Genomic DNA, 14,695 nt, shown 5'->3' on the forward strand with positions numbered 1-14,695 from the left:
GACCCGAGAACAGGAGACGCTGCGATGATTCCCAGCTCGCCGATCTCCGCGCTGTCCCTGGGGCCGCTGACGATCCACTTCTACGCGCTGTGCATCCTCGCCGGGATCGCAGTGGCGATGTGGTGGGCCACCAAGCGCTGGGAGAAGCGCGGCGGTGACGGCGACACCCTGTTCGACATCGTCTTCGCGGCGGTCGTCGCAGGGATCGTCGGTTCCAGGATCTGGCACGTGCTCACCTCGCCCGAGCCCTTCTTCGGCCCGGACGGGGACCCGCTCGCGGTGCTGTACATCTGGCAGGGCGGCCTCGCGATCTACGGCGGAGTGGCCGGGGGCGCGATCGCGGTATGGATCATGGCGCGGATCAAGGGCGTCTCCTTCACCGCGCTGGCGGACACCATCGGTCCCACCCTGATGATCGCCCAGGCGCTGGGACGCACCGGGAACTGGTTCAACCAGGAGCTCTACGGGCCGCCGCTGGACACCTGGTGGGCCTGGGACGTCACCTGCGTGACCAACGGGCAGACCATCGGCGGCTGCGTGCCCGGCACCTACCACCCCACCTTCCTGTATGAGCAGCTGTGGCTCCTCGCCGGCCTGGCCGTGCTGCTACTGCTCAGCCGCCGCTTCCAGTGGGCCGGCGGTCGTGTGTTCTGGGCCTATGTGGCGATCTATTCGACTGGTCGCGCCTGGATCGATGCGATCCGCAGCGAGCCGGTGCTGATGATCGGGTCGATGCGCATCCATACTCTGGTCGCCCTCGTCATGGCGCTCGTCGGCGTCCTGGTGTTCGTTCTGCTCACGATCCGCAAGCAGCAGCGCGGGGGAGAGGTCGTCGCTGCCGACGGCTCCTTCGAGCTTGCTGCGCAGACCGCGGGCAACGGGCCCGACGAGGACGAGACCGAGAAGTCCGGCACGCCTCCTTCCCCTGCCACGGATCCCTCACCCGGACCGTAGGCACCGCACCCCGAGCGACGCAGATCGCTAGGACGGGTGGCGAGCCCCGGCACCGGGTGCTCGTCGAATACGACGAACCCGTCACTGGCCGCCCACCGGAAGGGCTCTCTGCGTCATGCTCCCGCTCACCTCCCGTTTCTCGTCCCTCCCCGGCCCGCAGGGCCTCTACCACCCCGACTCCGAGGTCGACTCGTGCGGCGTGGCGATGATCGCCACCCTCCGCGAGCCCGGACACCACATCGTCGAGCACGCGCTCACGGCGCTGCGGAACCTCGACCACCGCGGCGCGGTCGGCGCCGAGGAGAACACCGGCGATGGCACCGGCATCATCCTCCAGCTGCCCGACGCCTTCCTGCGCGAGGTCAGCGGCCTCGACCTCCCGCCCGCCGGCTCCTACGCCGCAGGCACCGCCTTCGTGCCCCGCGACGAGGCCGGCCGAGCCGAGGTGCTCGAGGCGCTCGAGCGCATCGCCGAGGAGGAGGGGCTGCGCCTCCTGGGGACCCGCGAGGTTCCCACCACCGACGGGCTCGTCGGCCCCTCGGCGGAGGCCGTGCGACCGGACATGGTGCAGGTCTTCCTCGCCGACGAAGCCGGTGTGCGCAGCGGGCTGGACCTCGAGCGCGCGGCCTTCGCGGTGCGCCGCCAGGTCGAGCACGCCACCGCCGGGTACTTCCCCTCGCTCTCCACTCGGGTGATGGTCTACAAGGGCATGCTCACGCCGTTCCAGCTCGACGAGTTCTACCCGGACCTTCGCGATCCGCGCCTGGCCACCCGGATCGCGGTCGTGCACTCGAGGTTCTCCACGAACACCTTCCCGGCCTGGCCGCTCGCCCAACCCTTCCGGACTCTCGCGCACAACGGCGAGATCAACACCGTGATCGGCAACCGCAACCGCCTGCGCGCGGCCGAGGGGACGATGTCCACCGACGTATTCGGGGAGGACTTCGCCCGCCTGCTGCCGGTGAACACCCCCGGCGCCTCGGACTCGGCGAGCCTCGACGAGGCGCTCGAGCTGCTCCACCTCAGCGGCCGCTCCCTCGTCCACTCGCTCATGATGCTGATCCCCGAGCCGTGGGAGAACGACCGCTCGATGGACCCGGACCTGCGGGCGTTCTACGAGTTCCATGCAGCGCTCCAGGAGCCGTGGGACGGCCCGGCCGCGGTCGTCTTCACCGACGGCACCCGGGTGGGTGCGCGCCTGGACCGCAATGGGCTGCGACCCCTGCGCTACTGGGTGATGGAGGACGACCTGGTGGTGCTCGGCTCGGAGACGGGCCTGGTGGACCTGCCGCGCAGCGGCGTGGTGCGCACCGGCCGCGTCGCGCCGGGGAGATCTTCCTGCTCGACCTCGAGCGGGGCGAGATCGTCCCCAGCGAGGAGATCACCCGCGCCGTCGCCACCGCGCACCCCTACCGCACCTGGGTGCGAGAGCAGAAGGTGGCCCTCTCCGAGCTGCCCGAGCGCGAGCACATCACCCACTCCCGCGCCTCCGTCGTGCGGCGACAGCAGACCTTCGGCTACACCGAGGAGGAGCTGCGCATCCTGCTCGCACCAATGGCGTCCATGGGCGCCGAGCCGCTCGGGGCGATGGGTACAGACACCCCCATCGCGGTGCTCTCGGAACGTCCGCGTCTGCTGTTCGACTACTTCACGCAGATGTTCGCGCAGGTGACGAACCCGCCCCTGGACTCCCTGCGCGAGGAGATCGTGACCTCGCTGGCCGTGGCGCTCGGTCGCTCGCGCAACCTGCTGGACGCCACCCCGCAGCACGCCCGCCAGCTGTCGCTGGACTTCCCGATCCTCGACAACGACGAGCTCGCGAAGATCATCGCGATCGACGCGAACCCGGCCACCGCCGACTTCCACACGGTGCGCCTGCGGGGCCTGTACCCCGTGGGCGGCGGCACTGCGGCGCTCGAGCTGCGCCTGCACGAGATCTGCGAGGAGGCGGGGCGCGCGATCGACGAGGGCGCCACCTTCCTGGTGCTCTCGGATCGTGACGCGAATCAGGCCCTCGCCCCGATCCCGTCCCTCCTGCTGACCAGCGCGGTGCAGCACCACCTGGTGCGCACCGGGCGGCGCACCTCTGCGGCGCTGCTGGTCGAGGCGGGCGACGTGCGCGAGGTCCACCACGCGGCGCTGCTGATCGGCTACGGCGCGAGCGCGATCAACCCCTATCTCGCGATGGAGAGCGTCGAGGAGCTCGTCGAGCGCGGCGTGATCAGCGACGTGACCCCCGCGAAGGCGGTCGCGAACCTCAACAGGGCGCTCGGCAAGGGCGTCCTGAAGATCATGTCCAAGATGGGCATCGCGACCGTCGCCTCGTATCGCGGCGCGCAGATCTTCGAGACCGTCGGTCTCGCCCAGGACCTCGTGGAGGAGTGGTTCCCCGGCACCATCAGCCGGATCGGCGGCATCACTCTGGACGTGATCGCGAAGGAGAACGCGGCCCGCCACGCACTCGCCTACCCGGTGGACGGCCAGCGCCCCGCGCACCGCAGCCTCCCCGTGGGCGGCGAGTACCAGTGGCGCCGCGAGGGTGAGCCGCACCTGTTCACCCCCGAGGCGGTATTCCGCCTCCAGCACTCCACCCGGACGCGCCAGTACGAGGAGTTCCGCCGCTACACCGACGAGGTCGATGACCAGCACGAGCGCCTGATGACGATCCGCGGCCTGCTGCGCCTGCGCACCGGGGCCCTGGACCCGGTGCCGCTGACGGAGGTGGAGGGGATCGACGCGATCACCCGTCGCTTCATGACCGGCGCGATGAGCTACGGCTCGATCTCCCAGGAGGCCCATGAGACGCTCGCGATCGCGATGAACCAGCTCGGCGGCATGTCCAACAGCGGTGAGGGCGGCGAGGACCCCGAGCGCCTGCGTGACCCGGAGCGCCGCAGCGCGATCAAGCAGATCGCCTCCGGCCGATTCGGCGTCACCAGCGAGTACCTCACCTTCGCCAAGGACATCCAGATCAAGATCGCTCAGGGCGCAAAGCCCGGCGAGGGCGGTCAGCTGCCGCCGGAGAAGGTGTACCCGTGGATCGCCCGCACCCGGCACTCCACTCCCGGCATCGGGCTCATCTCCCCGCCGCCGCACCATGACATCTACTCGATCGAGGACCTGGCCCAGCTGATCCACGACGCGAAGTCCGCGAACCCCGCAGCGCGCGTGCACGTCAAGCTGGTCTCCCGCTTCGGCGTGGGCACCGTCGCCTCGGGCGTCTCCAAAGCGCATGCGGATGTCGTGCTGATCTCCGGCCATGACGGCGGCACCGGCGCGAGCCCGCTGAACTCCCTCAAGCACGCAGGCACCCCATGGGAGCTGGGCCTGGCGGAGACGCAGCAGACCCTGCTGCTGAACGGCCTGCGGGACCGGATCACGGTGCAGGTCGACGGGCAGCTGAAGACCGGGCGCGACGTCGTGATCGCCGCACTGCTGGGCGCCGAGGAGTACGGCTTCGCCTCCGCCCCACTGGTCGTCTCCGGCTGCGTGATGATGCGCGTGTGCCACTTGGACACCTGTCCCGTGGGCGTCGCCACCCAGAACCCCGAGCTGCGCGCTCGCTTCACGGGGAAGGCCGAGCACGTGGTGACCTTCTTCCGCTTCATCGCCGAGCAGGTGCGCGAGCACCTCGCGGCGCTTGGGCTGCGCCCTCGACGAGGCGATCGGTCGCAGCGACCTGCTCGCCCTGGCCGAGGATGGCCATGCCGGCACCGCGCTCGGCGCCGCGAAGCGGGAGGGTCTGGACCTCGCGGCGATCCTCGCCGCGCCGACCGTCCATGAGGGAGACTTCCCCCGTCGCCGGCGCGGCCAGGACCACCACCTGGACCGTGCCCCCGACCATCCCTGGATCGCGCAGGCCGACGCGGTGCTCAGCGGCGCGGCGGAGTCGGTGCACCTGCGGGATACCCTGCGCAACGTGCAGCGCAGCGCGGGCACCCTGCTCGGCCACGAGGTCACGCGCCGCACCGGCGGCGACGGCCTCGAGGACGACGCGATCGTGCTGGACCTCGAGGGCACGGGCGGGCAGTCCTTCGGCGCCTTCCTCCCGCGGGGCATCAGCATGCACCTCACGGGCGACGCCAACGACTACGTCGGCAAGGGCCTCTCAGGCGGCATCATCGCGGTCGGGCACGGCGCGGGCACCGCCCCGTCGCTGACCTCCGCCCCGATCGCGGGCAACACCTGTGCCTACGGCGCGACCAGCGGTCGCCTGCTGCTGGCAGGGTCCGCGGGCGAGCGGTTCGGTGTGAGGAACTCCGGGGCCACCCTGGTCGTCGAGGGCATCGGCGATCACGGCGCCGAGTACATGACCGGCGGCGCGGTGCTCGTGCTCGGCCCGACCGGTCGCAACCTCGGCGCCGGCATGAGCGGCGGCACGCTGTTCGTGCTGGACCTGGACCCCAGCCGCCTGAATCCGGCCGACGCCGCCGGCTTCGAGCTCAGCCCCGTCAAGGACGAGCACCGCGAGTTCGTGCTCGAGGCAGTGCGCGATCACGCCGCCCGCACCGGCTCCGACCGGGCGGTCGCGCTGCTCGCGGACGAGGAGGAGCTGTGCGGACGGCTCACCGAGATCGCGCCGCGCGCCTTCCTCACCATCACCGCGCTCCGGGAGGGCGCGGTGGCCCGGGGCAACGACCCCGATGCGAACGATGTCTGGAACGAGATCTTGGAGGCCACCCATGGCTGATCCCCGCGGATTCCTGCGCTACCGCGACCGCGAGCTGCCGGCCCGCCGGCCCGTGCCGCTGCGACTGATGGACTGGCGCGAGGTGTACGAGGCCCGTGAGCAGGGCACGCTCGACGTCGTCTCCCGCCAGGCCGGACGCTGCATGAACTGCGGCATCCCCTTCTGCCACCAGGGCTGCCCGCTGGGCAACCTGATCCCCGAGTGGAACGACCTGGTCTACCGGGAGGACTGGCGGGAGGCGAGCGAACGCCTGCACGCCACCAACAACTTCCCGGAGTTCACCGGCCGCGCCTGCCCGGCGCCGTGCGAGTCCAGCTGCGTCCTGGGCATCAACCAGCCACCGGTGACGATCAAGAACATCGAGCTCTCGATCGTCGAGCGGGCCTTCGAGGAGGGCTGGCTCGACCCGGTCGAGCCCACCCGCCAGACCGGCCGCTCGGTCGCCGTCGTCGGCTCGGGCCCCGCGGGCCTGGCCGCCGCGCAGCAGCTCACCCGTGCCGGCCACTCCGTGGTGGTGCTCGAACGCGACGACCGCCTCGGCGGCCTCATGCGCTACGGCATCCCCGAGTTCAAGCTCGAGAAGCGCTTCGTGGACAGACGCCTCCAGCAGATGCGCGCCGAGGGCACCCGCTTCCGCGCCGGAATCGACGTGGGCGGCACCGGGGAGGGGGCGTTGAGCGTCGAGGAGCTGCGCTCCCGCTTCGACGCGGTCGTGCTCGCCACCGGCGCGAGCGCCCCGCGCGAGCTCGCCGTCCCCGGCCGCGAGGCCACCGGCATCCACCCGGCGATGGAGTACCTCACCCAGGCCAACCGTCTGGTGGAGGGGGACTGGATCGAGGATCCGCTCTCGGCCGAGGGCAAGGACGTCGTGATCATCGGCGGCGGCGACACCGGTGCCGACTGCCTGGGCACTGCCCTGCGCCAGGGCGCCCGCTCGGTGACGACCCTCGCGATCGGCACCCAGCCGCCCCTCGCGCGGGACGAGCGCCAGCCCTGGCCCACCCACCCGATCCTCTTCGAGGTGTCCACCGCACATGAGGAGGGCGGAGACCGTTCCTATCTCGCCTCGACCACCGGATTCGAGGTCGACGCCGAGGAGCGGTCAGCGGGCTCGAGGTCGCACGCACCCGCTTCCTCGACGGTGCGCGAATGCCCACCCCCGACACCGCGACGGTGCTGCCCGCCACGCTCGTGCTGATCGCGATGGGTTTCACCGGCGCCCGTGAGGAGGGGCTGCTCACCTCGCTCGGAGTGGACATCACCTCACGCGGCAACATCGTGCACGATGCTGACTGGGCGACGACCGTGGACGGGGTGTTCACCGCGGGCGACTGCGCTCGCGGTCAGAGCCTCATCGTGTGGGCGATCGCGGAGGGTCGCTCGTGCGCGGCGTCGGTGGATGAGCACCTGATGGGGGTGACGTCCCTGCCACGGCCTGTGCGTCCCGGCGAGAAGCCTGTCACAGTATGAAAGACTAGGGTCCGAACACGCGATGCTGCGGCCCTCGGGCAGCGCACGCGCGCGGGCCCGCTGAGAGGGCCGCGGCCCTACACACGAACTACAGATGGGTTGACATGCGCAAAGCGAAGATCGTCTGCACACTCGGGCCGGCGACCGATTCCTACGAGCAGGTCCGGACGCTGATCGAAGCCGGGATGAATGTCGCCCGGATGAACTTCAGCCATGGCACGCACGATGATCACGCGAAGGTGTACGCGAACATCCGTCGTGCCGCGGAGGACCTCGGCAAGAACGTCGCCGTGCTGGTCGACCTGCAGGGTCCCAAGATCCGCCTCGGCAAGTTCACCGACGGCCCGCACAAGCTCGAGGTGGGTGACAGCCTCACCATCACCACCGACGAGATCGACGGCACCCGGGAGCGGGTCTCGACCACGTTCAAGGGCCTGCCGGGCGACTGCCGCCCCGGCGACGTCCTGCTGATCGATGACGGCAAGGTCTCGGTGCGCGTCACCGAGGTCACCGAGACCGAGGTCATCACCGTCGTCGAGGTCCCCGGACCGGTGTCCAACAACAAGGGCATCAACCTGCCCGGTGTCGCCGTGTCCGTCCCCGCCATGAGCGAGAAGGACGTGGCGGATCTCCGCTTCGGTCTCGGCCTCGGTGCGGATCTCGTCGCCCTGTCCTTCGTGCGCGACGCGCATGACATGGACGACGTCCTGCGGATCATGCAGGAGGAGGGCCGCCGGGTCCCCGTGATCGCGAAGATCGAGAAGCCGCAGGCGGTTCGGGCACTGCGCTCGATCGTCGGCGCCTTCGACGGCATCATGGTCGCCCGCGGCGACCTCGGTGTCGAGATGCCGCTCGAGCAGGTCCCGCTGGTGCAGAAGCGCGCGATCGAGCTCGCCCGCCGCAACGCCAAGCCCGTGATCGTCGCCACCCAGGTGCTCGAGTCGATGATCGAGAGCCCGCGTCCCACCCGCGCTGAGGCGTCGGACTGCGCCAACGCGATCCTCGACGGTGCCGACGCGGTCATGCTCTCGGGCGAGACCAGCGTGGGCAAGTACCCCTTCGAGGCCGTGCGCACGATGGCCCGCATCATCACCAACACGGAGGAGAACGGCGCGGACCGCATCCTCCCGTTGGGAACCATCCCGCACACCCGCGGAGGTGCGATCACCCGCGCGGCCGCGGAGATCGGCGATCAGCTCTCTGCGCAGTATCTGGTGACCTTCACCGAGTCCGGTGACACGGCCCGCCGTCTGTCCCGGCTGCGCCCGACGATCCCCCTGCTGGCGATGACCCCGTACCCGGAGGTCGCCCGCCAGCTGTCCCTCACCTGGGGCGTCGAGGCGCACCTGGTGCCCATGCAGAAGGATTCCGACGCGATGGTGGGCGAGGTCGACGAGCTCCTGCGCGAGCAGAAGGGCCTGCAGAAGAACGACCTCGTCGTTGTCGCGGCCGGTTCGCCTCCCGGCGTGCACGGCTCGACCAACACCCTGCGCGTTCACCGCATCGGCGACCTCGACGGCACCGAGTCGGCACGCATCGAGGCGGACCGCATCGCCGCCGGCCCGCAGGGCTGACACACCAGAAGGCAGGGGATCGGCCACGCCCGTAGAGCTGATCCGCCTGCTGTGACGAGAGCGGCGCCCGCGGCCATCTGGCCGTCGGGCGCCGTTCTTTCGACGCACAGCACGCAGGCGCGGAAGCCCAGCCGAAGAGGGCCGTGCTCCGTGGGGTCGGCGTTCTCGGGCCGAGGCATTCGCATGAGGCGGCCATGCGGTGTGGTGAGTCACCGCTGACCTCTGTGACCTCGGATAATCTCCATGCGGCCACGGGGCTGCGGTGCATGTCAGGATCTGTGCATTTCGCACCCGAAACCGGCCGACTGGCGGCATCGTCGGCGCATCATTGCAGGCCATAACCATATAACTGTGGTGCCGGGTGCGGGACTCGAACCCGCACGCCCTCACGGACAGCGCATTTTGAGTGCGCCGCGTCTACCATTCCGCCAACCCGGCTGGCCCCCACAGGGGAGGGCTGGATTAGGATACCGCTGATGACCACCGGCCTTGACCGCGTGGGTGCTGGCCACCTCCGCGCAGGCCCACTTCGAGACACAGGGCGACATGACTGACGAAACGACTTCCCTTCCCGACGACGCCCAGGACGAGACCCTGGCCGACGACGGCGCTCGACGCCGCACGGCCGTGGTGGCTGAGGACGAGAGCCTCATCCGCATGGACATCGTCGAAACCCTCACCGAGGCCGGCTACGAGGTGGTCGCGGCTGTGGGCGACGGGGAGAGCGCCGTCGCGAAGGCTCGCGAGCTGCGTCCCGACATCGTGGTGATGGACGTCAAGATGCCGCAGGTCGATGGCGTCACCGCCGCGGAGCGGATCGGCGAGGAGAGCCTTGCCCCCGTGGTCATGCTGACCGCGTTCTCGCAGGCGGAGCTCGTCGAGCGTGCCCGCGACGCCGGTGCGATGGCCTACGTGGTCAAGCCCTTCACCCCCGCGGACCTGCTGCCGGCGATCGAGATCGCGATCTCTCGTTTCCAGCAGATCACCCAGCTCGAGTCCGAGATCGCTGACCTGGGGGAGCGGTTCGAGACCCGCAAGCGCGTGGACCGCGCCAAGGGGCTGCTGCAGACGAACATGGGCCTCTCCGAGCCGGAGGCGTTCCGCTGGATCCAGAAGACGTCGATGGACCGTCGTCTGACGATGCGCGAGGTCGCCGACGCAGTCATCGATCAGCTGGGCGGCCAGAGCAAGGACTGAGTCCACCGGAACGGGGGCGTGCCGGGGCGAGAAGGGGCGGTTGAGCGATGGCGATCTCACGACGCACTCTCGTGCGAGGACTCGGAGCAGGAGTCCTCGGTGCGGGTGCGCTGACCGCCTGCGGAGAGAGCGGCATGCCTAGCCGGGGTCGACGCCGACCGACGACCACCGCACCCACGGCCGAGGCCCTCTCGGAGCCCGATGTCCCCCTGGTGATCGGGCAGATCGGGGCGAACTACGGCCGGATGGCCAAGTTCGAGAAGGCGATCGAGGTCGCGATCGCCTGCGCCCGGCTCGACGTGAACGCTCGCTGGGACGGCCTGTTCGGCCATGAGGTGGAGCTCGCCGAGCGCTACGTCATGCAGGAGCCGGGCGAGGACCTGACGACCGTCATCCAGGAGATGGCCGGCTCCGGTGTCACCTGTGTGATCACCTCGATCGATGAGGAATCGCTGATCGCGGCGATGCCGGCGCTGGTCGAAGCCGGGATGGCGGTGATCGACGTCTTCACCTCCGGGCGAGATCTGCGCACCACCGAGGTGCAGACGGCGAACCTCCTGGTGCGCCTCTGCCCGAACGACGCGACCATCGCAGCGCAGTACGCCGAGGTCTCCCTGGGCAGCACCTCGGACAAGGCAGGCCCGACCGGGACTGTGGCGTACCTCTCCGAGGACACCCTCCAGGGAAGGAGCCTGCTCTACGAGCTGCAGCAGGTGCTCCATCCACAGGGCGGGAGCATCGTCTCGGAGCAGTTCTATGCCGTGGGGGACTTCGGGGACATCGGCGCCCGGGTGAAGAAGGTGCTCGCCGATCCTCCGGCGCTGCTGGTCTTCAACGGCGGCGAGGAAGCGGCACCGTTCCTGTCGGCGCTGCATTCGGCGACCCTCGACGGCGGACAGCGTCCGGAGGTCGAGTTCCCGAAGCGGCTCGCGCCTGCGGCGACGATCGACTATTCGCAGGAACCGGTGGCGGAGGATCTCGTCCCCGGCTGCCTGGCCTCGGCGACCGGATTCGAGCCCGGGGACGCGCTCACGGTCCCGCACGAGAACATGATGCTCAACCGCAGCACGGAGTTCCTGCGCACCGGATACGCCTACTCGCAGCATGGGTACGACGCGTTCACGATGCTCTGCCTCGCGGCGCAGCACGCCCTATCCGTCGAAGGGACGGCGCTCGCGGCGGGGCTCCCCGCGGTCCTCACCGGCTCCGAGGACTGCACGGACTACGAGGAATGCCGCCGGGTGATGAAGACGGCGCTCGAGGCCGGGGGTCGCGCCACGGTGGCATACACCGGCCGGATGGGCCCGCTCGAGCTGGGACCGCACTCCGATGCCCGCACCGGGCAGATGCGCGAATACACCTGGTCGGACGCGAACGTGATGGAGCTCGGCAACCCGACAGGCTTCGAAGCCGCGTAGTGAGCGGTCCTGGCCGCTGCGCGGGTCAGCGCGGCGGCAGCAGCTGGGTCGCGACCGTCACGGTGCTCAGCAGCGTGCCCGCCTCATCATGGACATCCACGAGATAGCTCGCCATCTGACGCCCTAGGTGACGGGCGCTGCAGGTCGCGGTGACCGACCCCTCCCGCGCTGAACGGTGGTGCAGAGCGGAGACCGAGGTGCCCACAGCCTGCGCCCCTTCACCGTGGACCTCGCGAGCCTGCACTATCGCCGCGAAGGAGGCGATGGTCTCGGCCAGCGCGATCGTGGCTCCGCCGTGCAGGAGCCCGGCCGGCTGCACGTTGCCCTCCACCGGCATGCTCGCGGTGCCGCCGCGCGCATCCAGCGTCAGCAGCTCGATCCCGCAGCGCTCCATCAGGGTGCCGCGCAGGAGCGGCGCGAAATGCGCTCGCAGCTCCTCGCTGATCGGCGGAGGAACGGCGGCGGTCTCGGAGGCGGTGCGGCGTGCGGTCATGGCACGAGGGTGCCACAGCTGGAGGAGGTGAGCAGGCGTCGGTACGACATGGGAGACTGCTCCCCATGAATGCGAGTGAAACCGACGACCAGCGCATCCTCCTCATCGATGGGCACGCGATGGCCTTCCGGGCCTTCTTCGCGCTGCCCGCCGACGGGTTCAGCGACGGCAGGGGCCAAGCCACCAATGCGGTCTACGGCTTCACCCGCATGATCATCAACGTGGTCGCCTCGGAGAAGCCGACCCACATCGCAGTCGCCTTCGATCTCCCCGGCGGCACCTTCCGCGACCGCATCTACGACCAGTACAAGGGCGGCCGCGACGAGACCCCGCCCGCCTTCCACGGCCAGATCGCCCTGATCATGCAGGTGCTGGACGCGCTCGGCGTGCGGTGGCTGACCTACGAGGACTACGAGGCCGATGACATCATCGCCACCCTCGCCACCCGGGCCGAGGAGGCAGGCGATGAAGCGCTGATCGTCTCGAGCGACCGTGACGCGATCCAGCTGGTGGGGGAGAAGGTCACCCTGCTGCAGCCGATCAAGGGCGTGACCGAGATGCGGCGCATGACCCCTGCCGCCGTCGAGGAGAAGTACGGCGTCACCCCGGAGCGCTACCCCGATCTCGCCGCGCTGGTGGGCGAGGCGGCGGACAACCTCCCCGGGGTGCCGGGCGTCGGCCCGAAGACCGCCGCGAAGTGGATCGTCCAGTACGGCGACCTGCCCGGAGTGATCGCCCATGCCGGCGAGATCAAGGGCAAGGCGGGACAGTCCCTGCGCGATCACCTCGAGGCGGTCGAGCGCAACCGGCTGATGAACGCCGCCTTCACCACCCTGGACGTGCCCCGGGGCCTGGACCACTACGCGCTCGGCGGCGGGGACCGTGCACGGGTCCTCGAGGTGTTCGACGACCTCGCGTTCGGGGACACCATCCGGCGTGATCTGCCGGCGGCGCTGCTGGGCGAGACAGTCGCCGTGGCGGCCGCTGAGGAGGAGCAGCAGGCCTCCGAGGTGCTCGCGATCGCTGATGCGGGCACTCTGCAGGAGCTGCTGGGGGCTGATGGCGACGTCCTGGCCCTCGATGTGGTCGAGGATGTGCGCGGCGGTGCGCTGCTGGGCCTGGCCACGGTCACGGCCCGTGGCGCGATCCAGCTGACCGAGCTTGACTCCGAAGGATCCTCCGCTCTGGCGGCCGCTCTCGAAGGAGCCGCCGAGATCCGCGTCGCCGATGCGCCGGCGGTCCGTTCCTGGCTCGCGGAGAACGGGTACCACCCCAGTGCACGGATGCGGGACCTCGCGCTCGAGTCCTTCGTGCTGCGCCCCGGTGCCCGCAGCTATGACGCCGAGTCCCTGGGCGCCGATCTGGCCGGGGCGAGCTTCGAGCCTCGCCCCCGTAAGCCCGCCCCGTCGACATTGAAGAAGGAGACGCCCGAGGCTCGCGCCGAGCACGTCGCCCGGGCGGGTGCCCGCCTCGCCGGTGCCGCCGCGGCGCTGCACCCGGCCGCCGCTGAGCTCACCTCGCGTCTCGAGGAGGCCGCCTGGGCCCGGACCATCCTCGAGGACATCGAGCGGCCCCTGCAGGAGATCCTGGAGACGATGCACGAGCGCGGGATCGCGCTCGACGGCGGGGCCGTGGCCACGCTGCGTGACGAGTTCGAGGGCTTCGTCGCACAGGCCAAGCGCGAGGCCGGAGAGATCGTGGGGGAGGAGGTCAACCTCTCCTCGCCGAAGCAGCTCCAGGTGGTGCTGTTCGAGACTCTCGCCCTGCCCACCACGCGCAAGATCTCCTCGGGCCACTCGACGGATGCCGAGTCCCTCACCGACCTCTCGGAGGCGCTCGACCCGGAGTCCGCAGGTCACCGCTTCCTGTCCTGGTTGCTGCGCTTCCGCGAGATGAGCAAGCTGACCGGGTACCTGGTGGGCCTGGACAAGGTCGTGGACAGCGGTTCGCGCGTGCACACGACCTTCCAGCAGACGGCTGCGGCCACGGGGCGCCTCGCCTCGACGGAGCCGAACCTCCAGAACATCCCCGTCCGCACGGCCGAGGGGCAGCGCATCCGGGACGTCTTCGTCGCCGGCGAGGGCTTCGAGACCCTGCTGACCGCGGACTACTCGCAGATCGAGATGCGCATCATGGCGCACCTGTCCGAGGACGAGGGCCTGATCGAGGCGTTCAACTCCGGAGAGGACCTGCACAACTTCGTCGCCTCCAGGGTCTTCGGGGTGAGCCCCGACGCGGTCGACCCGGCGATGCGATCGAAGACGAAAGCGGTCAGCTACGGCCTCGCGTACGGCCTCTCCGCCTTCGGCCTCTCCCGTCAGCTGCGCATCTCGCGCGCCGAGGCGACCGCTCTGCGCGACGGCTACTTCGAACGCTTCGGCGGCGTGCGCGACTACCTGCGCGAGAGCGTGGAGACCGCTCGCACCACCGGATACACCGAGACGATCCTCGGCCGCCGCCGCTACCTGCCCGATCTCACCTCCGACAACCGTCAGCGTCGGGAGAACGCAGAGCGGGTGGCCCTGAACTCGCCGATCCAGGGCAGCGCGGCGGACATCATCAAGCTCGCGATGCTGGCTGTCGAGCGGCGCATGCGGGAAGCGCAGCTGACCTCTCGGATGCTGCTCCAGGTGCATGACGAGCTCGTGATCGAGGTGGCTCCCGGCGAGCTGGACCAGGTCCGCGAGATCGTCGAGGACGGCATGGACTCGGCCTACGAGCTCTCGGTGCCGCTCGAGGTCGGGATCGGGATCGGTCGCACCTGGCGCGAGGCCGCGCACTGACGCACCCCGCCGCAGGAACCGACGGCCGGAGGACCAGGACGGATCTCACATCGCCGGATCGCTCCGCAGGGCTCCCCGCTCTCGCGGAACCTCGGCCGGGCTGTTAGGCTTTTGAA

6 protein-coding genes, 1 tRNA gene and 2 pseudogenes are annotated in these 14,695 nt (G+C 70.1%); 7 read left to right on the plus strand and 2 right to left on the minus strand.

Going from position 1 to position 14,695, the window contains the following annotated elements; genetic code table 11:
• Window positions 1-24: 24 nt before the first annotated feature.
• The 4 genes and pseudogenes from lgt to pyk all read left to right on the plus strand — a co-directional run bounded on the left by lgt (window position 25) and on the right by pyk (window position 8,688).
• A complete protein-coding gene (gene lgt / locus H3H54_RS08850; protein WP_262426299.1) occupies window positions 25-954 on the plus strand; it encodes a prolipoprotein diacylglyceryl transferase in 930 nt (309 codons plus the stop codon).
• Window positions 955-1,069: 115 nt separating this feature from the next.
• Window positions 1,070-5,644: pseudogene (gene gltB, locus H3H54_RS08855) on the plus strand (glutamate synthase large subunit).
• Window positions 5,637-7,114, plus strand: a pseudogene (locus H3H54_RS08860) (glutamate synthase subunit beta). The pseudogenes gltB and H3H54_RS08860 overlap by 8 nt, the downstream one beginning before the upstream one ends.
• 104 nt (window positions 7,115-7,218) lie before the next feature.
• Window positions 7,219-8,688, plus strand: a complete 1,470-nt coding sequence (gene pyk, locus H3H54_RS08865; protein ID WP_262426300.1) for a pyruvate kinase — start codon at window positions 7,219-7,221, stop codon at window positions 8,686-8,688.
• A 352-nt stretch (window positions 8,689-9,040) separates the two neighbouring features.
• Here pyk and H3H54_RS08870 read toward each other — a convergent pair.
• Window positions 9,041-9,126: transfer RNA gene (locus H3H54_RS08870), tRNA-Leu, on the minus strand.
• Window positions 9,127-9,234: 108 nt separating this feature from the next.
• Here H3H54_RS08870 and H3H54_RS08875 point away from each other — a divergent pair.
• Both H3H54_RS08875 and H3H54_RS08880 read left to right on the plus strand, forming a co-directional pair.
• Complete coding sequence (locus tag H3H54_RS08875; protein WP_262426439.1) at window positions 9,235-9,885, plus strand: ANTAR domain-containing response regulator; 651 nt, start codon at window positions 9,235-9,237, stop codon at window positions 9,883-9,885.
• Window positions 9,886-10,097: 212 nt separating this feature from the next.
• The gene (locus tag H3H54_RS08880) at window positions 10,098-11,303 is read left to right on the plus strand and encodes an ABC transporter substrate-binding protein (RefSeq protein ID WP_262426301.1); all 1,206 of its coding nucleotides are present in this window, start codon (window positions 10,098-10,100) and stop codon (window positions 11,301-11,303) included.
• Window positions 11,304-11,328: 25 nt separating this feature from the next.
• Here H3H54_RS08880 and H3H54_RS08885 read toward each other — a convergent pair whose 3' ends face one another.
• A complete protein-coding gene (locus H3H54_RS08885) occupies window positions 11,329-11,796 on the minus strand; it encodes a PaaI family thioesterase (protein ID WP_262426302.1) in 468 nt (155 codons plus the stop codon).
• Window positions 11,797-11,861: 65 nt separating this feature from the next.
• On the opposite strand from H3H54_RS08885, the gene polA reads away from it, so the two are divergent.
• Window positions 11,862-14,579 carry a DNA polymerase I gene (gene polA, locus H3H54_RS08890; RefSeq protein WP_262426303.1) on the plus strand — a complete coding sequence of 906 codons (2,718 nt, stop codon included), beginning with the start codon at window positions 11,862-11,864 and terminating at the stop codon, window positions 14,577-14,579.
• Window positions 14,580-14,695 lie beyond the last annotated feature (116 nt).

This window comes from Brachybacterium sp. Z12, from assembly GCF_014400405.1.
Lineage (GTDB): Bacteria > Actinomycetota > Actinomycetes > Actinomycetales > Dermabacteraceae > Brachybacterium.